The 22,376-nt window shown below is 43.1% G+C and carries 17 protein-coding genes; 7 read left to right on the forward strand and 10 right to left on the reverse strand.

The features are described 5' to 3' along the window. From LU297_RS06940 to gmk, 6 genes are all read right to left on the reverse strand, one after another. Window positions 1-2,268 carry a primosomal protein N' gene (locus LU297_RS06940; RefSeq protein ID WP_432806248.1) on the reverse strand — a complete coding sequence of 756 codons (2,268 nt, stop codon included), beginning with the start codon at window positions 2,266-2,268 and terminating at the stop codon, window positions 1-3. Beyond that, a complete protein-coding gene (locus LU297_RS06945) occupies window positions 2,265-3,170 on the reverse strand; it encodes a Dyp-type peroxidase (RefSeq protein WP_263075816.1) in 906 nt (301 codons plus the stop codon). Before LU297_RS06945 ends, LU297_RS06940 begins: the two co-directional genes overlap by 4 nt. Before the next feature lie 111 nt (window positions 3,171-3,281). Then, window positions 3,282-3,659, reverse strand: coding sequence for a Rid family detoxifying hydrolase (locus LU297_RS06950; RefSeq protein ID WP_263075817.1), 378 nt, complete (start codon window positions 3,657-3,659; stop codon window positions 3,282-3,284). A 50-nt stretch (window positions 3,660-3,709) separates the two neighbouring features. Beyond that, on the reverse strand, window positions 3,710-5,896 hold the full coding sequence (locus tag LU297_RS06955) for a RelA/SpoT family protein (protein WP_263075818.1): 2,187 nt from the start codon (window positions 5,894-5,896) through the stop codon (window positions 3,710-3,712). Between the two features lie 168 nt (window positions 5,897-6,064). Next, window positions 6,065-6,334, reverse strand: coding sequence for a DNA-directed RNA polymerase subunit omega (gene rpoZ / locus LU297_RS06960; RefSeq protein WP_263075819.1), 270 nt, complete (start codon window positions 6,332-6,334; stop codon window positions 6,065-6,067). A gap of 119 nt (window positions 6,335-6,453) precedes the next feature. Further along, window positions 6,454-7,062: a guanylate kinase gene (gene gmk, locus LU297_RS06965; RefSeq protein ID WP_263075820.1), complete on the reverse strand. Its 609-nt coding sequence runs from the start codon at window positions 7,060-7,062 to the stop codon at window positions 6,454-6,456. A 139-nt stretch (window positions 7,063-7,201) separates the two neighbouring features. Between gmk and ispH the strand changes: the two genes are divergently transcribed. Together ispH and recJ are read left to right on the forward strand one after the other, a co-directional pair. Beyond that, entirely contained in the window at window positions 7,202-8,158 is a 957-nt protein-coding gene (ispH, locus tag LU297_RS06970; RefSeq protein WP_263075821.1) for a 4-hydroxy-3-methylbut-2-enyl diphosphate reductase, read from the forward strand. Next, entirely contained in the window at window positions 8,148-9,911 is a 1,764-nt protein-coding gene (gene recJ, locus LU297_RS06975; RefSeq protein ID WP_432806249.1) for a single-stranded-DNA-specific exonuclease RecJ, read from the forward strand. The genes ispH and recJ overlap by 11 nt, the downstream gene beginning before the upstream one ends. 97 nt (window positions 9,912-10,008) lie before the next feature. Here the strand turns inward: recJ and leuE are convergent, their stop codons facing one another. From leuE to queE, 3 genes are read right to left on the reverse strand one after another with little or no spacing between them, the layout of a single operon-like run. Continuing rightward, window positions 10,009-10,653, reverse strand: a complete 645-nt coding sequence (leuE, locus tag LU297_RS06980) for a leucine efflux protein LeuE (protein ID WP_263075822.1) — start codon at window positions 10,651-10,653, stop codon at window positions 10,009-10,011. A 22-nt stretch (window positions 10,654-10,675) separates the two neighbouring features. After that, a complete protein-coding gene (locus tag LU297_RS06985) occupies window positions 10,676-11,329 on the reverse strand; it encodes a trimeric intracellular cation channel family protein (RefSeq protein ID WP_263075823.1) in 654 nt (217 codons plus the stop codon). 17 nt (window positions 11,330-11,346) lie between these two features. Then, window positions 11,347-12,096 (reverse strand): 7-carboxy-7-deazaguanine synthase QueE, encoded by a 750-nt coding sequence (gene queE / locus LU297_RS06990; RefSeq protein WP_263077358.1) that lies wholly within the window; start codon window positions 12,094-12,096, stop codon window positions 11,347-11,349. A 280-nt stretch (window positions 12,097-12,376) separates the two neighbouring features. Here queE and LU297_RS06995 point away from each other — a divergent pair, with 280 nt between their 5' ends. The 5 genes from LU297_RS06995 to LU297_RS07020 all read left to right on the forward strand — a co-directional run bounded on the left by LU297_RS06995 (window position 12,377) and on the right by LU297_RS07020 (window position 21,073). Beyond that, entirely contained in the window at window positions 12,377-13,735 is a 1,359-nt protein-coding gene (locus LU297_RS06995; protein WP_263075824.1) for a diaminobutyrate--2-oxoglutarate transaminase, read from the forward strand. 500 nt (window positions 13,736-14,235) lie between these two features. Then, window positions 14,236-15,912 carry a site-specific DNA-methyltransferase gene (locus tag LU297_RS07005; protein WP_263077359.1) on the forward strand — a complete coding sequence of 559 codons (1,677 nt, stop codon included), beginning with the start codon at window positions 14,236-14,238 and terminating at the stop codon, window positions 15,910-15,912. Window positions 15,913-15,927: 15 nt separating this feature from the next. Next, complete coding sequence (locus LU297_RS07010; RefSeq protein WP_263075825.1) at window positions 15,928-18,522, forward strand: restriction endonuclease; 2,595 nt, start codon at window positions 15,928-15,930, stop codon at window positions 18,520-18,522. An 81-nt stretch (window positions 18,523-18,603) separates the two neighbouring features. After that, a complete protein-coding gene (locus LU297_RS07015) occupies window positions 18,604-20,148 on the forward strand; it encodes a pyridoxal phosphate-dependent decarboxylase family protein (protein ID WP_263075826.1) in 1,545 nt (514 codons plus the stop codon). A 94-nt stretch (window positions 20,149-20,242) separates the two neighbouring features. Next, a complete protein-coding gene (locus tag LU297_RS07020; protein ID WP_263075827.1) occupies window positions 20,243-21,073 on the forward strand; it encodes a DUF72 domain-containing protein in 831 nt (276 codons plus the stop codon). 62 nt (window positions 21,074-21,135) lie between these two features. Here the strand turns inward: LU297_RS07020 and nqrF are convergent, their stop codons facing one another. Continuing rightward, on the reverse strand, window positions 21,136-22,371 hold the full coding sequence (gene nqrF, locus LU297_RS07025) for an NADH:ubiquinone reductase (Na(+)-transporting) subunit F (protein WP_263075828.1): 1,236 nt from the start codon (window positions 22,369-22,371) through the stop codon (window positions 21,136-21,138). Window positions 22,372-22,376: the final 5 nt, after the last annotated feature.

The following is a 22,376-nucleotide window of genomic DNA, read 5'->3' on the forward strand; positions in this document are numbered from 1 at the left end:
TCACCAGCCCATTGGGTCGATGTCCAAAAACAGTCGAACCCCTTTACTGCTGGGCAGGTGTTGAACCGTTTGCCACCAGTGATTAAGCAGGTCATGCAATGCTTTTCTATCTTTGGATAAGATGAGCATTTGCACTTGATAGCGAGTATTTTTCTTGGTCATTGGTGCATCAACGGGAGCATTGATGGCAAAGGAATGACGATTGGGCAGAGCGTTTTTTGCACCAATGATGGCGTTTTTTGCCTTGGCATAATCATGACTGTCAGCACGAATCAAGGCCGCATGACTAAATGGCGGTAAGCCAAGTAGCTGGCGTTCTTGCAATAATTGTTTGGCAAAAGTTTGATAGCCATCACGAACTAAGGTCATCAAGGCAGGATTGGCAGGATTGATGGTTTGGATCATGACCGTGCCTTGCCTGTCTGCTCGCCCAGCTCGCCCAGCCACTTGAATGATTTGTTGGGCGGTGTGTTCTGGTGAGCGAAAATCTGGCGATAAAAATCCTAAATCCGCATCTGCAATTACCACCAAAGTTACCTTGGGAAAATGATGCCCTTTGGCAATCATCTGTGTGCCAACCAGTATCGCAGGCTGTCCTGTTTGGATTTGTGCGTTAAGCTGTTGCCATGCCCCTTTTTTTTGCATGGTGTCACGGTCGATTTGCCAAATCGGATAGGTCTGCTGGCTGTGCTGTGGATTGGCAAAAATGGCGTGCAGCTGTTCAACCAGCCTGCCAGTGCCATTACCCAGTTGAGACAGATTGGGGCTGTTGCACTCTGGGCAAGTGTGAGGCGGTGTGATTTGATGACCGCAATGATGGCATTTTAGCCAATGATGTCGTTCGTTTTTATGCAAGGTGAGATGGGCATCGCAATTTGGGCAGTCAGCTTGCCAAGCACAGGCATGACAAATCAGCACGGGAGCATAGCCACGACGATTTAGAAAAATCAGCACTTGCTCGCCAAGTGACAGTCGTTCACGAATGGCACGAATGGTTTGGCTGGCAAAGGCGGTCTGAGCGATTTGTCCATCGCTGAGTGTGATGGTGTGTCGGTCAAGTTTGGTGTCGATGAGCTGATAGTGGGTTTTGTGGTTATTGGCGGCACGATGATTGAGCGTCAGCTGGGTGAGTTTGCCATCAATGACCAGTTTGGCGTGTTCTAAACTTGGTGTCGCTGTGCCCAAAACCACAGGGATTTTTTGCCACAAACCTCGCAACAAAGCCACATCGCAGGCGTGGTATCGCAGGTGGTCTTGCTGTTTGTAGGAGGTGTCGTGAGCCTCATCGATGATGATTAAGCCTAAGCGATGAAATGGATACAAAATACTTGAACGAGTGCCAATGATGATTTGGGCAGACCCTGATTGACAATCTTGCCAGCCTTGCAGGCGTTCTTTGTCATTCATGCCAGAATGCAAAATGCAAATATAAGCGTCAAATCGAGCTTGAAAGCGAGCGGCTGTCTGTGGTGTCAAGCCGATTTCGGGCACTAATATCAGCACTTGACGACCCATCATCAAAGCCTGATGCATTGCTTGTAAATAGACTTCGGTCTTACCAGAGCCTGTGATGCCGTTGAGCAAAAATCCTTGATACTGCTGGTTTTTTATGCTGTTTTTGATGGCATTGATGGCATTTGTTTGCTCATCATTGGCAGGCAGATGTTCATCTTTTAGATGGGCAAGGCGTGGCGTGGTTGCTTTTTTGTTTGGGCGTGCATCAATCAAGCCTTTATGGTGTAAGGCATTGATGATGGTGGTGGTTGCACCGATGGCGTGCAAAGAGTGGCTATCCAAACCATCAGGATATGCCAGCATGTGCTGAAAAATCTGCCGTTGTTTTTTGGCGGTTTTGGGTAGTTTTTCAAGACCATCAGAATCAATGACTTGCCAGAGGGCTGTGTGCTGATTTAGCGGTTTGCCTTGATTGATGAGTGAAGGCAACATCACACCAAGCACCTCGCCCAAAGGGTAGTGGTAGTAGCCAGCCAGCCAGCCAGCCAATTTGAGCAGACCATCATCGATGATGGGTGCTGTATCTAGCACTTCGATGATGGTTTTTAGTTTGTGCGTAGGGACTTGACTGCCAGCTTTATTGCCAAGAGCAACCACGATACCAACTAATTGACGATTGCCAAAAGGTACTCGCACTCGCACACCGACATCGCACGCACCAGCTAAGGGCAGATAATCAAAAAAATTACCCACAGGCACAGGCAAAGCAACCTGTAAAATCAGGTCGTTTGCGTGTTGATATGTGTCCATCAAAGGTTTTGTAGTCGCTCAACGGACGGTGCGTAATAATAACCGCCAGAAACTGCTGTGCTGATGTGTTTGAGCAATAGGTCAATCTGACCATCGGTTTCGCCAAACATGCTGAGCAGTTGAGCTTCAATGTTCCATAGTCGAGACGCATAAGCGATGAACATCAGACCATGTTCGCCTGTCACTGTACCAAAAGGCAGGCTACGGCGGACGATTTCTAGGGTTTTGCCATCTTCTTTGAGGTTGGTGCGACCCAAATGCGACTCAGTCAGACGGTCTTTTTTGTCAAATTCGATGTTGTCGTGTTTGCTACGACCGATACAGTTTTCTTGGTCGTTGATGGGTAGTTTGTCCCATTTTTTTAGGTCGTGGCGATATTTTTGTACCATCACATAGCTACCGCCAGCATCTTTGCCTTCTTTGATGACAGCAACATCGGCAATGTGATCGCCTTGTGGGTTTTCTGTGCCATCAACAAAGCCGTCCAAGCCACGCTCTTCTACCCAGCGAAAGCCGTGCGTTTCGGATTTGATGTCCAATATTGGCTCAAAAATCGCCACCAACTCTTTTGCTAAGCTAAAATTGATGTCATGGCGAAGTGATTGGATATGAAATAAGACATCGTGCTGTGTGGCAGGAGCCAGTCCATTGCCCAGTGGACGAAATGGTTTGATTTGACTACCTTCATCAGCATGACCAAGCATCTGCCAAGCATCTGACCCAAAACCAATGGTCAGACCCAGATTTTCGTTAGGGTATTGATTTTGTAGGTTGTTCAGGGCGATGAGGGCTTGTTGGCAGGCATTGGCAAGCTGACCTTTGTCGAAGTTGGTCACATCGCCTTCCATAAAAATCCCAGCTCGGCAATGGTCAGGGATAATGGCAGATTGGGGAGTGATTGTCATGGCTATTCCTGTCTGTATTTGCATGATTTGATGATGGTATTATAACAAGTTATGCAAAAAACCAAAAGCCCCAAGCCAAGATGATGACTTGGGGCAAGTGATGGCGGTTGATTATAGATGCAAAATGGCCTCAATCTCGACCACGCCACCTTTTGGCAAAGCGGCAACTTGCACAGCGGCACGAGCAGGATATGGGGCGGTTAGGCGTTCTTCAAACACCGCATTGAGTACCGCAAAATCTGCCAAATCTGTCAAAGAGACATTAAACTTGACGGTGTCATTTAGGCTACCGCCAGCCGCTTTTGCGATGGCTTCTAGGTTATCAAAGGCTTGGCGAGCTTGGGCTTCAAAGCCATCTTTAAGGGTCATGCTCACAGGGTCTAGACCAAGCTGACCTGAGATATAGACCACATTGCCAACTTTGATGGCTTGTGAATAAGTGCCAACCGCCGCAGGGGCTTGGTCGGTATGAATGGCTTGTTTAGTCATCATCATTCCTTCATTTTTGGTAAAAATACTGCCAATGACCTAATGCTGGCTCATTGGTACAGTCGCATGATATTGGGATAATCTAATAATTGACGCAATTTGTCAATACCTTCTTCTAGGTGGGCACGAGAGCGTACCACGATTTGTAGGGTGGTTGTGCCAATTTTGCTGTCTTTTTCTTGGTCTTTATCTGCCTTGACGGCGGTTGTTTCGACACCGATGTTTAATGCACGAAGTTCATAGATGGCTTGGCTGATTTGTTCTTCGTTTAGCATGGCATAGATGCGTAGAGTTGCTGGAAAGTGCAACTGATGATTTTGATTGTTGGGTATGTCAGCTTTCCAATTAAGCTGAATGACCTGATAGGGGTTGTCCGTGCGAATGGCGGCAAGTGAGTAGCATTTATGACGATGTACAACCAAGCCTTGTCGTGAAATATGTCCAACAATGCCATCGCCATAGATGGGATTGCAGCAACGAGCAAAATCTACCTCTACGCCTTTGATGCCTGCCAGTAGATGCTTACTTTGGGTGATGGCTTGTTTGTCCGCACTGTCCACCTCTTCGCTAAATAGACGAGAGACGACCAACTGAGGCAACAGCACCCCTGTGGCAAGCTGAATGAACAGTTCATCAGAATGCTGCAAGCCACGCCATGCTAGGATATTTGCCCAGTCATCTGCGTTGATGTCATTGATGGATTTGTCATATGGCTGCAAGGCTTGGTCAAGTGCCTGCTTACCATAGAGAATTTTGTCAGATTCTGGCAGGTGTTTTAGGTATTTTAGGATTTCGCTGCGAGCCTTGTTGGTTGCCACAAAACCCAGCCATCTGGCTTGTGGTCTGGCATTTGGGTCGGTATCAATGCTGACTGTGTCGCCATCGGCAAGCACATTACCCAGTCTGCCGTGTTGATTGTTGATGTCTGCCCCTGTGGCAATATTACCAATGGCAGGACCGACTGCGTAAGCAAAGTCCAATGCTGTCGCACCACGAGGCAACTCGTAAGCGTGTCCTTGTGGGCTGTAACAGACGATTTTTCTCTCGTGCAGATAGCTGATAAGCTCATTGATGGTTTCAATCTGTGCTTCACTGTCATTAAGATTGCCAGAACTTGCCAAATCTTGCATATTTCTTAGGCTGGCTTGAATGACAGAATGACTGACATCGGTGCGATCTCGACTGATGACCCCCAGTCTTGCTGCTTCTTGCATTCGCTTGGTCATCAAGGTAACTTTGATGTGATTGTAATCTTTTTCGTAGATGAGGGTCAAAGATTGATTGCCGCCTGCTAGGGGCTCACGGATATTGTCTTGGATTTGCTTGTCTTGAATCTGATATTGTCGAATCAGATGATTGGCAAGTTTGTCGCACGATTCGATGTCGTCCAGCACCACTTCAAAATCGTATTGTCGGATTAGGCGGTTGATTTCGCCACGATTTTTGAAAAATTGTCGGTACATTGATGGGCGATTATCCAGCACTTGCACATGACCATTGAGGTTTAGCTGTGCCAATAGGCTTTGTAGGTAGGTGCTGATTTCGGTTTTTTGAAATTGACGACCCAAACCGTGTTGTAGCAATTTATCGCTAAATTTGTTGTACATGCTTTCATTAAGATTGCGATAGCACAGCAGCTCAATATAGTCAGCGATGTTATTAAGCCCCATCACACGAGCAAATGGCACATAAAAATCCAAGGTCTCGCTGGCGGTGCGAATTTTTTTGTCGGGACGCACCGCATCTAGCGTGGACATATTGTGCAGACGGTCAGACAGTTTGACAATCAATACTCGTGGGTCGATGAGCGTGGCGGTCAAAATCTTATGAAAAGTCGCCGCTTGGCTTTGTTGTTTATTCATCGTGGAGCTTTTGAGCTTGGTTACGCCATCGACAAGGCGTGCAACCACTTCGCCAAATTCTTGCACCAAAAGCTCTTCGGTCACTTCGGTGTCCTCGACCGTGTCGTGTAAAATCGCTGCGATGATGGTGTCTCTATCCAAGCGAAATCCCGCCAAAATCTCCGCCACAGCAATGGGGTGGGTGATGTAGGGTTCGCCTGACTTTCGTTTATCCAAGATATGAGCCACATCGCCAAAATAGCAGGCTCTAAGTACATCTTGGCGTTCTGATGCAGACAGGTAACTGACCGCTTGCATCAGACCATCACGAGCTTCATCGACCAGCGGGTGGCTTAATGATTCTGGAATGGCGTTTGGCTGGTATTGATAAGACATACTGGCTCTCTTGGGGGTTGATAAAATGTTTAAACCTTATAATAAATCAATTTTTTGGGCACTTGTCAATATATTAAGCATTTATTTTGCCAAATCAGGTTTTATATAAATAAAAAGCATAGAAAAAGCCACGCAGATTTTGGCGTGGCTTTCGATGGACTTGGGCGATTACAGCTTATTGCCCAGTTGTTCTGGGGTTAGTTCAAATGACTGCACCACTTTGAACAAACCATCATCTGGCTCGTCCAAAATATCCTTAGAGACATTACCAGCGGCAATCTCACGCAGTGCCAAGACGGTCGGCTTATCGTTTTCTACCACGACGGTTGGTTCGACTTTGCCATTGGCAAGTTGGCGAGCACGCTTGCTAGCCACCAAAATCAACTCAAAACGATTATCGACTTGTGATAGACAATCTTCAATGGTAACTCGTGCCATGATTTCTCTCTTAAATTTCTAAATGCGATACGATAAACGCAAATTATAACAAAATTTTTGGCGTTATTTAAGTGTTTTGCCAAAAATATTTTTTGTGATTGTTTGTCTGCCACCAAAGATTAGCCAAGCAATTCGCCAAGCAATTTGGCTTGGGTGCGTTGCTGGTTTTGGGTGCTAAGACGATGGCAACGAACGATGGTTTGTAAATCAGACAATGCCACCGCAAATTCATCATTGATGACCACATAGTCAAATTTGTCGTACTGACGCATTTCGGTCAATGAGCCAGCCAAGCGTTTTTCGATGACCTCATTGCTATCTTGCCCACGATTGGATAGGCGACTACGCAAGGCTTCACGACTTGGCGGTAGAATGAAAATCATCACCGCATCGGTAAATTTTTGTTTGACTTGCAACGCTCCTTGCCAGTCGATTTCCAAAATTACATCAATGCCTTGGTCAAGCAGTGACTGCACCGCTTGTTTGGAAGTACCGTAGTAGTTGTCAAATACTTGGGCGTGCTCCAAAAAGGCTTCATCAGCAAGCAGCTGCTCAAATTGGGCGACATCGACAAAATGATAATGTACGCCATTTTCTTCGGCAGGGCGTGGCTGGCGGGTGGTGTGCGAAATACTGACGCTTAGATTGTCTGTGGTGGCAAGCAGTTCTTTGACAAGGCTGGTTTTGCCCGTGCCAGAGGCTGCGGTAATGATGAATAATTTGCTCATAACTTGCTCCCAAAGTCAATGAATGAAAAATAATTTGCGATATTTTACCGCAAAAATGCGTTTGGCGTTAGGTTTATTGGCATAAATTTGATAAAATGAACAGCAGTTTGATAAATAATGATAGTAAAGAGTAGAAAATATGAAAATTTTATTGGCAAATCCACGAGGTTTTTGTGCTGGCGTGGACAGAGCGATTGCGATTGTGAATGAGGCGTTAAGACGCTTTAACCCGCCTATTTATGTGCGTCATGAAGTGGTGCATAATAAGTTTGTGGTGGAGGATTTGGCAAATCGTGGGGCGATTTTTGTAGAAGAGCTTGATGAAGTGCCTGATGGAGCCATCGTGATTTTTTCGGCACATGGGGTATCCAAAGCGGTCGAAGATGAGGCGGCTCGCCGTGATTTGACGGTGTTTGATGCCACCTGCCCATTGGTCACCAAAGTGCATATCGAAGTGGGGAAATTTGCCAAAGAGGGCATGGACGCCATTTTGATTGGACACGCTGGACACCCTGAGGTGGAAGGTACGATGGGGCGATTTGACGAAAGTTTTGGCGGTCGTATTCATCTGGTTGAAGATGCTGATGATGTTGCCAAGCTAAATCTTGATGGCGATAAGCTGGCATTTGTGACGCAAACCACTTTATCGATGGATGATACAGCGGTGGTGATTGATGCCTTAAAAAATAAATACCCAAGCATCAACGCACCACGCAAAGATGATATTTGCTATGCCACCCAAAACCGCCAAGATGCTGTCAAAAAACTTGCCAGTCAATGCCAAGTGGTGCTGGTGGTGGGCAGTCCTAATTCGTCAAATTCCAACCGTTTGCGTGAGCTTGCTGAGCGTTTGGGGGCTAAGGCTTATCTGATTGATAATGCTGCCCAAATGAATCAATCATGGTTTGAGGGTATTGACAGTGTTGGGGTGACGGCTGGGGCATCAGCACCAGAAGTGCTGATTCAAGAGGTGCTAGATACTTTGCAGGCATGGGGAGCAGATAGCCCAACAGAGCTTAGCGGTATTGAAGAAAATGTGACTTTTAGTTTGCCAAAATCACTCACCAAAGCACAAGGCGGCAATGATGCAGTTTGAGCCAAAACGCCTCACCCTAACACATCGCTGTTTGGACAAACCCAGCCAGCAGATGATTTATGATGTGGGGTTTGAATCCATTGCTCGGGTGCTGCTGGCTCGTCAGGTGCATCAGGTGAGCGAACTGGACATGAATATTGGGGCATTGTTGCCTGCTGCTGATTTGCTGGGCATCGATGAAGCGATTACATTGATTGATGATGCCATCGACCATCGCCAAAAAATCTTAATTATTGGTGATTTTGATTGTGATGGAGCGACCAGTACCGCCCTGATGGTGCGAGCATTGCGAGAAATGGGGGCGATGGTTGAGTTCTTGGTGCCTGACCGTTTCAAATTTGGCTATGGTCTAACCCCAGAGATTGTCAAGCATGGAGCAGCGTTATATCAGCCCAATCTTATCATCACGGTGGATAATGGCATTTCAAGCCATGATGGTGTGCAGACTGCCAAAGAGTTGGGTATTAAGGTTGTGATTACCGACCACCACTTGACAACCAAGCCATCGCCACCTGCTGATGCGGTGGTCAATCCTAATCAGCTTGATTGCACTTTTGGTAGTAAATGGCTGGTGGGCGTGGGTGTGGCGTTTTATGTGATGGGCAGGCTTGCCAAGCACAGACGCACGCTGGGCAAAAGCACAACGAATGTCAGTCAATATCTAGACCTTGTGGCACTTGGCACGGTGGCGGATTTGGGTGTGCTTGACCATAATAATCGCATTTTGGTCACGCATGGATTGAATGCCATTCGTCAAGGGCGTGCGTGCGTGGGAATTTTGGCGATTTTGGAGCAGTCGTCCAGAGACCACGAGACCATCACTAGCGAGGATTTTGGTTTTGCCATCGCTCCACGCATCAATGCCGCAGGGCGTATGGATAACATGCGTATTGGCGTGGATTGTTTGTTGGCGGACGATTGGGGCGAAGCACATCGGTTGGCGTTGGAATTGGGTAAACTCAATCAAAGTCGCCGCAGTATTGAGACTGCGATGAAAGATGAGGCGATTGCCATCATTGAAAAATTGCCCAATCTATCAGGCGATGACCAAGACAAAGCAGTGGTGCTGTATCAAGATAATTGGCATCAAGGCGTGATTGGTATCGTGGCAGGTCGCATCAAGGAAAATCTATATCGCCCCAGCATTGTATTTGCCCCTGCCGACACCGAAAAAACAGGCGATGATGATTGGATTAAGGGTTCAGCTCGCTCCATCGCAGGCGTGCATATTCGTGACATGATTGAGGCGGTTGCCATCGAAGAGCCAGAGCTGATTGAGCATTTTGGTGGTCATGCGATGGCGGCTGGTCTGACCATCAAAAAAGCCAATTTTGACAGATTTGCACGATTATTTTGCCAAAAGGTTGCCAGTCTTGATGAATCGGTATTTTGTGAACAAAAATACACCGATGGCGAGCTATTTGCCGATGAATTTAGTCTGCATTTTGCCCATCAGCTCAAAAACATCAGCGTTTGGGGCAATGGCTTTGCACCGCCCAGTTTTGATGGTGAGTTTGAGGTATTAAACCACAGAGTGCTTAGGGATAAACACCTAAAATTAAGCCTAAGACAAAAAGGTGTGCAATACCCGATTGATGCGATTTGGTTTAATTATGATGCGTCTGTTTGGGATTATCGTGCCAGCAAAATACATATTTTGTATGCGGTGGACATCAATGAATGGCAGGGCAATCAAAGTTTGCAGCTGATTGTCAAGGATTTGGCGGTGTTGCAGATTGTGGATTTTGTGTGAGTATTGAGGGTGTTGTCAAGAAAATAAACCAGAGCCAATCAATGATGATAAAGCTAAAAAAATGGGCAAAAGATTGCCCATTTTTATGATAAAACGGTCAGCTTAATTTACTCGCCCACATATTCACCGCAAATCCCAAAAACAGCACGCCAATCAGACTCATGCCAATCATTGACCAGATTGGACGATTGGCAAATTTATCCGCCAGCGTTTTGCCCACGACAATCAGCAAGCCAAGATAGCTGATACTGATGAACTGCAAAATCATCGCCAAAATAAAAAAGGTCAGATAGGGCTTGGGGTAATTAGTATCAACAAATTGCACAAAGAATGACAGCAAGAATAAGATGGCTTTTGGGTTGGTTAGGCTAAGCGTCAAGGCTTTGGTAAAATAATTTTGACGACCAATTTGTTTGGGCTGATTGGACGATTTGTGAGGGCTACGATGGAGCTGATATACACCCATCAGCAGACGAATGCCAAGATACGCCAGATACAGACCGCCAAGCAGTTTGATGATTTCAAACACCGTAGGATACAGTTTTAGCATGGTGCCTGCACCCAGTACAGTAGCAAGGATTAAGATACTATCGCCAAACACGATACCAGCCGCTGCCATTGCCCCTGCTTTTTTGCCGTGCGTGGCAGACACCGATAAACAGTACAAGCTATTGACACCTGGTAAAATAATAATCATCACAACCGCCAGCAAGTAGGCGGTTAGGTCAGTGATGCCAAACACAAAATGCTCCTTTTTGGTTATTTTAATTGGCTGATGGCTTTTTTAATTGGATAGAAGGCAAATGCCAGTCAAATTTTACCGCCAGCATACGCACGCCAAATATGCTTATCAATGCTACCGTTTCTTTAATCCAATCAATCACAGCAAAATGTGCTAAGCCAAGATACAAAGCGGAACCAAAAATACTGGCACTAATATAAATCTCTTTTTGTAGCACCATTGGAATTTCGTTGCAAATCATATCACGCATGATACCGCCAGCAATGCTGGTTAAGACCGCCATCATCACAGCAATCAAAGGGTGTGCCTCAAATGATAAAGCCACCGTCAGACCAATCACGCTAAATGCTGCTAAGCCAATGGCGTCAAAGAATTTTAGGGCATTATCAATGCGTCCAATTTTGTGAAAAAACATCTGACACAGCAAAGAGGCAACCGTGATGACCAGCAGATAATTCAAATCTTGCATCCAAAATAATGGGTGTCTGTCTAGCATGACATCACGCAAAGTACCACCTCCGATGGCATTGACCATTGAGACCAAAATACAGCCAAAAAAGTCAAATTGTTTGTGCATGGCAAGGGTGGTTGCAGCAATGGCACACGCCACCACGCCGACCATATCCAGCAGATAAATCATCACATCTGGACGGACATATTCCATCAAAGCAATCATCGTCTATCCTTACTTTTTTATTTGCCCTTAGCGTCTGCCCAGATGATTTTGTGCAGCTGTAATTGATAACGCACGGGTAGAGCGTCTGCTAAAATCCATTCTGCCAGTTGCACAGCAATGCTTGGCACATCGGATTTGCGTTCATCAATCTCAAACATTGGCGAAAACCATACTGTGCCAACTTTCTTATCCAGCTCATATTGGTGTAATTTCGCCACCGCCCAGTCATAATCAGCACGGTCAGCGATGACGATTTTTAGTTGGTCGTGTGGGGTTAGGTAGTCAATATTTTCCCATAAATTTTTATCCACTTCGCCAGATGATGGGGTTTTTAAATCCATCACTTTGGATACTTGAATGGGTACATTTTGCACGCTCAACGCCCCAGCTGTTTCTAGCGAGATTTCATAGCCTAAGGAAAGCAGTCGCTCCATTAAGGCGATGGCGTTGGGCTGGGCAAGTGGTTCACCGCCTGTGATACAGATGCGTTTGCAAGGATAGCGACCGACTTCATTGATGATTTGCTCAATGCTAAACCGTTGTCCGCCTGTAAAGGAATAGGTCGTGTCGCAATATACACAACGCAGCGGACAGCCTGTCAATCGCACAAAAATGGTGGGCAGTCCAGCACTTAACGCCTCGCCTTGCAAGGAATAAAAAATCTCGGTCAGTTTTAGCCCTGCTTGTGGATCGCTGGTGGGGATTTTGGTGTTTCTTAGGGGAGCGGTTGAAAAAGTGCTAATATTCACGGTGTGTTTAGTTTTCATCTTGGCAAAAATAACCCCATATTCTAACAGAATTGGCATAAAAAATCCCAAACCAACCCATTTGGTTACAAAATTTTTATAAAAAATCAATCATCAATGCTAAAAAAATCATCAATTTCTTTAAATACGTCCAAAAAATGCTTTTATTTTTTTAAAAAAAGTGTATTATGCCCAGTCTTGCAAAGCGTTTTTGCAAGCTGAACATCGTTCAGTTGTTATTATCCACCCTAAGTCAAAGGAAAAGATAGCCAGACTTAATTTTTTATAAAGGTATCCTAATATGAATACTCCTGTTAATCCAGTTCCAAATGCCACCAACGAATATTATTTAAATCGCCAAAATGCGATGGAGTCCAATGTTCGTAGTTATCCTCGTAAACTTCCATTAGCAATCGCCAAAGCACAAGGGTGCTGGGTAACTGATGTGGAAGGCAATGAATACCTAGACTGTTTGGCAGGTGCTGGCACACTGGCACTAGGACATAATCATCCTGCCACCATTAACGCCATCAAAGATGTGCTAGACAGCGGTTTGCCACTGCACACCCTAGACATTACCACACCGATTAAAGATGCCTTTACCGAAAAATTATTGTCGTTTTTCCCAGAAAACTTCATTTTGCAATTTTGTGGCCCAACAGGGGCAGACGGCACAGAAGCCGCCATCAAACTTGCCAAGACCTACACAGGACGAGACAATGTCATTGCGTTCTCTGGCGGTTATCACGGTATGACGCACGGCTCTTTGGCGATGACAGGTAACCTTTCCGCCAAAGAAAAGGTGGGCAATCTGATGGCAGGCGTGCAGTTTATGCCTTATCCGCACGAATACCGTTGCCCGCTTGGATTGGGCGGTGAAGCAGGCGTGGACGCTTTGACTTATTATTTTGAAAACTTTATTGAAGATGTAGAATCTGGCGTGGTCAAGCCTGCCGCCGTTATCTTAGAAGCCATTCAAGGCGAAGGCGGTGTTGTCCCTGCTCCCAAAAAATGGCTCCAAAAAATCCGTGAAGTTACCGCCAAACACGACATTGTCCTTATCCTTGATGAAGTGCAAGCAGGCTTTGCTCGCTCTGGCAAGATGTTTGCCTTTGAACATTCAGGCATCGTCCCTGATGTGGTCGTGATGAGTAAGGCGGTGGGCGGTGGTTTGCCTTTGTGTGTGCTGGCGATTAACAAAAAATTTGATGCGTGGCTACCAGCAGGGCATACAGGCACTTTCCGTGGCAATCAGCTGGCGATGGCGGCAGGCTACAATGTGCTAGAAGAGATTAGCAAAAACAACCTTGCCGAAAACGCTCGTATTCAAGGCGAATTTTTGCGTGAAAAACTAAACGAACTTGCCAAAACCTATCCTTGTATTGGCAATGTGCGTGGTCGTGGTCTGATGACTGGCATTGAGATTGTGGACGAACGAAAACCTGCTGACCACATGGGTTCATATCCTGCCGATGCGGAGCTTGCGGTCGCCATTCAAAAGGCGTGCTTTGATAATAAGCTACTTCTTGAAAGGGGCGGTCGTGGCGGTACGGTCGTGCGTCTGCTTTGCCCGATTACGATTACTCGTGAAGAGTGTGAGCTTGTCATTGAACGCTTTGGCAAAGCGGTAGAGCAAGCGGTCAAAGCGGTGCGTGGTTAATTCATCTCCTAAAATAAAGGCGTGCCAGTGGGTGCGTCTTTATTTTTATTAAAAAAATTGTTAAAATACAAAAAAATTACTTGACAATCTTATAGGAAGACCGCAAAATGAACCAACCAACCAACCAACCAACCAACCAACCAACCAACCAACCAACCAACCAACCAACCAACCAACCAACCAACCAACCAACCAACCAACCAACCAACCAACCAACCAACCAACCAACCAACCAACCAACCAACCAACCAACCAACCAACCTAGCCTAAAAACTGCCCATAATACCGACTTTTTTGGCGAAAAATTAACCAAACTTCGTCAAATCCTGCCTGAAATTTTTAGCGAACACACCCTAGACCTAGACAAACTCAAAGCCCTACTAGGCGAACATATCGCCCAAAATGAACGCTATGGTCTAACTTGGGCTGGCAAAACCCAAGCCTACCAAACCCTACAAGCCCCTACTCAAAACACCCTAGCCCCTTGTCCGTCCGAAAGTGTGGATTTTGATACTACACAAAATATTTTTATTGAAAGCGATAATCTAGAAGCCCTAAAAATCTTACAAAAATCCTATGCAGGCAAAATCAAAATGATTTATATTGACCCGCCTTATAATACGGGCAATGACTTTATTTATCACGATGATTTTCGCCAATCCAAAAAAGACTATGACATTGCCACAGGCGATAGAGACATAAACGGTCAATTATTAAAATCCTTTAAGAAAAACAGCAAAGACAATGGCTATTATCATTCCAACTGGCTATCTATGATGTTGCCACGCCTACATTTGGCACGCACGCTATTAGCTGATGATGGGGTGATATTTATTAGTATTGATGATAATGAACAGGCACAATTAAAATTATTGTGTGATGAGATATTTGGGGGAGAGAATTTTGTCGCAAGTTTAATTTGGTCATTAGGAACAGGAACACAAGCAGGTCATTTTGTTAGAGCTCACGAAAATATCTTAGTTTATTTTAAAAACAAATCAAATGTTGCAAATTTTTCAGGAGGAGAGGGAATTATTGAGCATTCTGCTTTAAAGAAAATTTCAGCAAAAAATCCTGCAAGTGAATTTTACTTCCCAGCAGGCACAAGATGGGACGCTCCTGATGGGGCGGAATTAACTGGTAGTTGGGGAGGCTCTGAAAAAACAACTTTGGTTAGCGGTCGTATGATTGCTAGAAATGGTAAACTATTACATCCAGTAACTCTAAGTGCGGGATACGCACAAAAAAGCCAAATGCAAAGTTGGTTTCAAGGTTTAGAAACTTTTGATACAAAAGGACAAAAGGTTTTAGGTTTTTATTTTAATCAAAATGGTATTTTACGTTACGAAAAAGATAGAAGTGTAATTAATCCACCAACAGTTTTATCTGATGTTGGAAGTACAAAAAACGGAACTGATGAAATTATATCATTATTCGGTTCTAAGGTTTTTAACTATCCAAAGCCTAGTGACCTTATTAAATTTTTGGGGAATTTAATTTTAGAAGAAAATGATATTGCATTAGACTTTTTTTCTGGTAGTGGAACGACAGCACAAGCAATTATGAATTTAAGCTATGAAAAAAATATCAATTTAAATTTTATTTGCATTCAACTTCCACAAATTATCAATCCTAATTTGTCAGAAGATAAAGAAAAAGAAGCTGATAAAAACGCTTATAATTTCTGTATTGAAAATAATTTGCCAACCAATATTGCAGAAATATCCAAAGAACGCATTCGCCGTGCAGGGGCAAAAATTAAAGAAAAAAATCCTAATAAAAAATTGGATACAGGCTTTAAAGTTTTTAAATTAAGCCAGAGTAATTTTAAAGCGTGGCAAATTGACGATGACGATATTGCCAAGCAATTAGAAATGTATATTGACCCCTTAAAAGATAATGCCAATGAACTAGATGTTGTCTATGAATTGCTATTAAAAATGGGTTTAAAACTAACGGCGGATATTAAATTTGATAATGGTGTTTATTGGCTAAATTGTGATAATAAAACTTATGCCATTGTGCTAAATTCATTATCCCAAGATGAGTTTAATGCCATTATTGCCAAAAAACCAAGCAAAACCGTTGTATTGGATAAAGCCTTTTTAAATGACAGCGAAAAGTCCAATGTTATTTTACAATTTAAAGACGCAGGTCTATATTTTGAAAGTATTTAATAGGGAAAAATAAAAATGAAGCTCAAATATGAACACCTAGATTATCAAAAACAGGCGATTGATAGTATCGTGGGTTTATTTCAAGGTGAAATAACTCATCATCAAGATGATTTTAGCTTATCAGATAAAGACAGTGTGCGTGTGATTGCCAATGAACTTTTATTATCTAATGATGATATTTTTAACAATTTAAAAAATATTCAAAGTCAAAATCATCTTACTCTATCTGATAAACTGGATAATTTATATTTTAGCGTAGAAATGGAAACAGGTACAGGCAAAACTTTTGTCTATCTTAATACCATTTTTGAACTGAATAAACGCTATGGCTGGCGTAAATTTATCATCGTTGTGCCAAGCGTTGCCATTCGTGAAGGGGTATTACAAACTTTAAATAGCACAAAAGACTATTTTAAAGATGAGTTTCATTCGCCCATTTATCATTATGGCGAATATAGCGGTCAAAAAACCAATGTATTAAAACATTTTGCAACAAGCACTCATATTGAAATTTTGGTGATGAATATTCAGTCCTTTGAAAAAGAAAGTAATATCATCAATCAAGAGCGAGAAAATGGCTTGTTAATGGATTTAATTCAAGCAACAAACCCAATCATTATTATTGATGAACCACAAAATATCAGCAGTGATAAACGCAAAAATGCCATTAATAATTTAAATCCTTTATTTACAGTTGGTTATTCAGCAACGCATAAAGAAATCATCAATAAAGTATATAGCCTAAATCCTGTACAAGCATTTGAAAAGAATTTGGTCAAACAAATTGTCGTCAATTCGGTAAAATCTGATGATAAAAATAGTGCTTTTATTGAATTAAAAGAAGTAACAAATAAAGGCAGTTTAAAAGCAAAAATACTTATTGATGTTAATGAAAAATCGCAATTAAAAAGAAAAGCCATTAACATTAAAATGGGCGATGATTTATATGAAAAATCCAAGCAAAATCCAAATTATCAAGGCTATATTGTTGATGGTATGGATATGGAATATCAATCTATTAAATTTACAAATGGTATTCAAATACAAACAGGTGTGAATTTAGATTATCTAAAAGACGATATTATGAAACAACAAATTCACGCCACCATTCAAGAGCATTTAAAAAGAGAAAAACAATTAAATCCATTAGGCATTAAAGTATTATCACTCTTTTTTATTGATAAAGTGGAAAATTATCGCACCAATGCACAAGGCGAAATTGGCAAGTTTTATCAATGGTTTGAAGAATTGTATCAATTAGAAACCAAACAATCAGCAAATGGCGTACATAATGGCTATTTTAGCCAAGATAAAAAAGGCAATGCCAAAAATAGTAACGGCACAACCAAAGATGATAATGATGCTTATGAATTGATTATGAAAGATAAAGAACGGTTATTGTCACTTGATGAGCCTGTGCGATTTATTTTTAGTCATTCGGCATTAAAAGAAGGTTGGGATAATCCCAATGTTTTTCAGATTTGCACTTTAAATGAAACCACTTCCACAATAAAAAAACGCCAAGAAATAGGGCGTGGACTTCGTTTACCTGTCAATCAGCAAGGCGAGCGGATTTATGATGAAAAAATCAATATTCTAACCATTATTCCTAATGAAAGTTATGAACAATTTGCCAGTGGTTTGCAACAAGAATATATTGATGATTGTGGTATTAAATTTGAAAAATCCAATATTAAAAATGCTAAAAATGAGCGTACGGTAACTTATCGTTTTGATGCCTTTACTGACCCATTGTTTAAAGAAATTTGGCAGCGTATCCGCCAAAAAACCAAATATTGTGTTCATTTTGATAGTAATGAGCTTATTAAAATGGCAAGCCAAGCATTAAATCAAATGCCAGTGATTGTAAAACCCAAAATTGAAATTAAAAAAGCACGCCTAATCCAAAATAATGAGGGCGTGCAAGCAGAAGAAATTTATTCAAATAACCATTATTTGGATAAACAATTTGCCATACCAGATATTTTAAAAGCATTGCAAGAAAAAACAGGACTCACTCGCCAAACTTTGGTAGATATTTTAAAACACTCTGGTAGAATTAATGAAATTAAAAATAATCCACAACGCTTTATTGAAATTGTGGCAGAACTCATCAATAATGAATTGCACGATTTAATGAAAAACGGCATTTATTATCAAAAATTAGATGAAATCTATGAACAAAATCTATTTGAAACTTATCAAATTTATACCAATGATTATACTTTTGATATAAGTAAAATGCAAAAGACCATTTATAATGGCGTATTGGATTTGGATTCAAAAACTGAACATCAATTTGCAACCGATTGTGAAAATTATGATGAGCAAGTGGCGTTTTATTTTAAATTGCCCAAAAAGTTTAAAATTCCTACGCCAATCGGTAATTATAATCCTGATTGGGCGGTTGTCATTAATAAAAATGGTGAGCAGGTTTATTTTATTGCCGAAACCAAGAATACAGGCAAAAAATCGGTGCAAGATGGCGTTGTACTAGATAAATTATCGCACGCTGAGCAATTAAAAATCGCCTGTGCTAAAAGGCATTTTGAGACAATCAATACGGTGGATTATGAGGTGGTGGAAAAATTAAGTGAAATTATCAGATAGTTGGGTAAAATTTGGTCGTGCTTCGAATGATTATAAAAAGCTGTGCTATAATGAGCTAATTTTTCTTTTTGGGAATATGCTATGACAACCCTATCCAAACACAAACAAGCCCTATTTTGCAATGACGAACAATCCATCGCCGACTACCAAACGGCGATGAACCAAGCGGTACAAGCCGTCTCAAACTGGCTAAAAGAAGACAAAATGTACACAGGCGGTAGCATTAAAGAGCTTCGCTCACAAATCGCCTTTAACCCCAGTAAAGACGGCTTGGGCGTACATCAGTCGCTTGACCGCCTTGTTAAGCTGTTTTTAAACAAAAGTTTAAAGGTTCATCACCCCCATTCGCTCGCCCATTTGCATTGCCCCACGATGGTAACTTCACAGATTGCCGAAGTTTTGATTAACGCCACCAATCAGTCTATGGACTCGTGGGACCAGTCGCCAGCAGGCTCATTGATGGAAGTACAGCTCATTGACTACCTACGCCAAAAAACAGGCTATGGCGCTGGCACGGCAGGGGTGTTTACTTCTGGTGGCACACAGTCCAATTTGATGGGCGTTTTGCTGGCTCGTGATTGGTGTATTGCCAAAAATTGGACAAATACAGACGGCAAAGAATGGTCGGTTCAAAAAGATGGCATTCCTGCCGATGCGATGCAAAAAGTCAAAGTGCTTTGCTCTGAAAACGCCCACTTCTCCGTACAAAAAAATATGGCGATGATGGGTATGGGCTTTCAATCGGTGGTTACTGTGCCTGTCAATGACAATGCCCAGATGGATACCAAAGCCCTTGCACAGATTATGGCAGACTTACAGGCAGATGGCAAAATCGTGGCGTGCGTGGTGGCAACGGCTGGCACGACAGACGCAGGGGCGATTGACGACATCAAGGCAATCCGCAAGCTGTGCGATGACTATGGTGCGTGGCTACACATTGATGCGGCGTGGGGCGGAGCGTTGCTATTGTCCAATGAATATCGTGATATGCTTGATGGCATTGAGCTGTCGGATTCGGTTACGCTTGATTTTCATAAGCACTTTTTCCAAAGTATCTCGTGCGGTGCGTTTTTGTTAAAAGATGAGCAAAACTACCGCTTTATGCACTATGAAGCCGAGTATCTAAACTCTGCCTATGACGAAGAACACGGCGTGCCAAACCTTGTATCCAAATCTTTGCAGACCACTCGCCGATTTGATGCTTTGAAACTTTGGTTTACCATCGAGGCGTTGGGCGAAGAGCTATACGGCTCAATGATTGACCACGGTGTAACCTTAACTCGTGAGGTGGCGGATTATATCCGTGCAACGGACGGTTTGGAGCTTTTGGTTGAGCCACAGTTTGCCAGCGTGCTGTTTCGTGTTGTGCCAAAAGATTATCCAGCTGAGTTTGTGGATAATTTGAACCAAAATGTTGCTGATGAGCTGTTTGCCAAAGGCGAGGCGAATATTGGCGTAACTCGGGTGATTGACAGTCGTCAAAATGTGCAGTCTTTAAAAATGACCACCCTAAGCCCCATTGCCACGCTTGATAATGTCAAAGCCTTGCTTGGTCAAGTCTTGGCAGAGGCAGAGCGGATTAAAGATGATATTAAAAATGGGGTTTATACACCGCCGATTGATTGATTTTGCTGTGATTTGTAGGGGCGAATGGCAATTCGCCCCTACGGTTAATGGTAATTTTGGTATTATTTTAAAATGAATTTAATATAAATCATCAATGAAATCAACCATCTATATTGGCACAGGTGGGTACAGTGATACCGATTTGATTGGCACGCTTTACCCACACGGTGCAAAGGCAAGCGAGTTTTTGCATCACTATGCCAATCATTATGACTGTGTGGAGATTAACAGCTCATTTCACGCTCCTATTGGTATTAAAACTGTACAAGGTATGATAAATAAAGCAAATGGACGGCTGAAATTTAGCCTAAAACTGCACCAAACATTTAGCCATACTTGCACCGCCACCGCTAAGACTGCCCAAGATTTTTTGGGTATATTAACGCCTTTTGGCGAGTATTTAGCCCCCTTATTATTGCAGTTTCCCCACAGTTTTGAACGCACAACCGCCAATCGCCACTATCTGGGCGAAGTGGTAAAATGGTTTGAAGGTTGGCAACTTGCCATAGAATTTCGCCACCCCAGTTGGCACATCACGCCTGTCTTTACCCATTTTGCCAAAACGCCCAATCTAATTTGGGTCAATGCCGATTATCCCAAAAACATCGGACTGCCAAACACATCTTTTTGGGCGAATACTCGCACTGCCTATTATCGGCTACACGGACGGCGTGGCGACTGGTGGGAAAAAGAGAGTGCTAAAGAGCGACACGATTATCGTTATACGGACGCTGAACTTGCCAAAATCGCTGATGAGATTTTTAGCCATCGTGCCAATTTTGATGAGCTGTTTATTTATTTTCAAAATACGACCAACGCCCATTCTTTTTATAATATTATGATATTGAAAGAAAAATTGTCCGCTTATGGTTTTGTGGTAAAAACGCCAAAGATTGTTGGGCAGGGAGAGCTTTTTGATGACTGACTATGAGCAATATTGTATGGTCAATAAAAAATCCCCCGCAGCTATTGCAGGGGATTTTGTTATCAACCGCCAAAGTCATCAAGCAAGATGTTTTCATCTTCAACGCCCAATGATTTGAGCATAGAGATGACGGCAGCATTCATGACAGGAGGTCCACACATATAGAACTCACAGTCTTCTGGTGCTGGGTGGTCTTTTAGATAGTTTTCATACAACACATTGTGAATGAACCCTGTGTAACCGTCCCAGTTGTCCTCTGGCTGCGGGTCAGACAGTGCGACATGCCATTCAAAGTTTGGAAACTCTGCGGCAAGCCCATCATAATCTTCCACATAGAACATTTCACGCTTACTTCTAGCACCATACCAAAAACTGATTTTACGGTCAGAGTTTAGGCGTTTTAGCTGGTCAAAGATGTGTGAACGCATTGGTGCCATACCTGCACCACCACCGATGAATACCATTTCAGCTTTGGTGTCTTTGGCAAAGAATTCGCCATAAGGACCTGATACGGTAATCTTATCGCCTGGTTTTAGGCTAAACACATACGATGACATTTTGCCCGGAGGAATGCCCTCACCGCCACGAGGTGGAGGGCTGGCGATACGAATGTTGAACTTGATGATGCCTTTTTCTTCTGGGTAGTTCGCCATCGAATAGGCACGAATCACAGGTTCGGTAACAGTCGAAGTGTATTGCCATAGATTGAAATTATTCCAATCTTCGTGATACTCTTCGGCAATATCAAAGTCTTTATAATGCACGGTGTGCGGTGGTGCTTCTAGCTGTACATAGCCGCCAGCACGGAATGGCACGACTTCGCCCTCTGGAATTTTTAGGGTAAGTTCCTTAATAAAGGTTGCCACATTGTCATTAGAGATGACTTCGCATTCCCATTTTTTCACATCAAAGAATTCAGGGTCAATCTCGATTTCCATGTCTTGTTTGACAGCCACTTGGCAAGCCAAACGCATACCATCACGAATCTCACCTTGGGTAAAGTGACTTTCTTCGGTCGGTAGAATATCGCCACCGCCAGAGACAACTTTACAGCGACATTGACCACAAGAGCCACCGCCACCACAGGCAGACGATAGGAAGATACCTTCGCCTGCTAGGGTTTGTAATAGCTTGCCACCAGCTTCGGTGCTGATGCTGTTTTCAGGATTGCCATTGATATTGATATTGACTTTACCAGTGTTTACAAGCTTTGCACGAGCCATCAAGATGACGACTACCAAGCTCATGATGATGGCGACAAACATGCCGACGCCACCAAATAATACACCAAAATCCATTATTC

This window comes from Moraxella nasicaprae, from assembly GCF_025643275.1.
GTDB classification, from domain to species: Bacteria; Pseudomonadota; Gammaproteobacteria; order Pseudomonadales; family Moraxellaceae; genus Moraxella; species Moraxella nasicaprae.